The organism is Oleiphilus sp. HI0061 (genome assembly GCF_001635675.1).
Map to the genome: position 1 here is coordinate 1 of NZ_LWFE01000392.1, position 802 is coordinate 802.

Consider the following 802-nt stretch of genomic DNA (forward strand, 5'->3'; position numbering starts at 1 on the left):
TGTTAGTCGAAGCCGCAACTTCATTTCTAGCGCTCTGCTTGCTCCCTTCAGCTAAGCCATCTGCAGCACTCAGATGTTTTCCTTCAATATCATCTACCCCCTCATCAACCAAATGTCGAGACTGAGCTATTTCCTCCTCAAGCTTTTCATCCATCAAACCCAATGCGCTGATATCTTCTTTAGCGGATGAAAAGCCCGCCTCAATCCCTTTTCGAGCCTGACTTAATAAGTCACCAATTCTCGACTCATCCGCCCCGTTTCTGAGCTCGCTTTCAATTCGGCGTTCGACAAAACCGAGCACAGTATGAGCCACATCTGATGGAGAAGGCACTTTAAACTCAAACTGAGGTTTTTCGATAGTAATATTGAAACTAAAGTTTGTCTCTATCGAGCGGGAGAAAATTCTCCTTCCACTATCGGTACCGGCTTCTAAAAGCTGAGTTTCAACGCTTGTTTGCATACTTGCACTTAGCTTTGCAGAGCCAGTGCTTTCAGCTATCTTACTGGCATCTAGCGAGCGGTGCCGCGACAGCCCACCATCGTTTAGCTTGTCAATGTTATCTAATGCGTTCATACAAAACCCTCTAAAATCCGGTTGACCTCATAGCTATTATCGTCCGCAAAAAGATTTTCTTTAGGCATTCTTTTATAGAAAAGACATCTAAAGCAAGAATCTGTTATATTCCACGCAATTCACCAACTTAATGCGATTACTATGAATAAATTCCCCGAACCAAGCGACCAATACATGCCCGCCACACTCCTTCGGCGACTTCTTGCGTTTTTTTATGACAGTATCTTA

General features: G+C 43.9%; 1 protein-coding gene. It reads right to left on the reverse strand.

Translation table 11 applies throughout. From position 1 onward, the window contains the following. On the reverse strand, nucleotides 1-574 hold a 574-nt coding region (locus A3735_RS05390), incomplete at its 3' end, for a DUF5610 domain-containing protein (RefSeq protein ID WP_197485684.1). Between the last annotated feature and the right edge of the window lie 228 nt (nucleotides 575-802).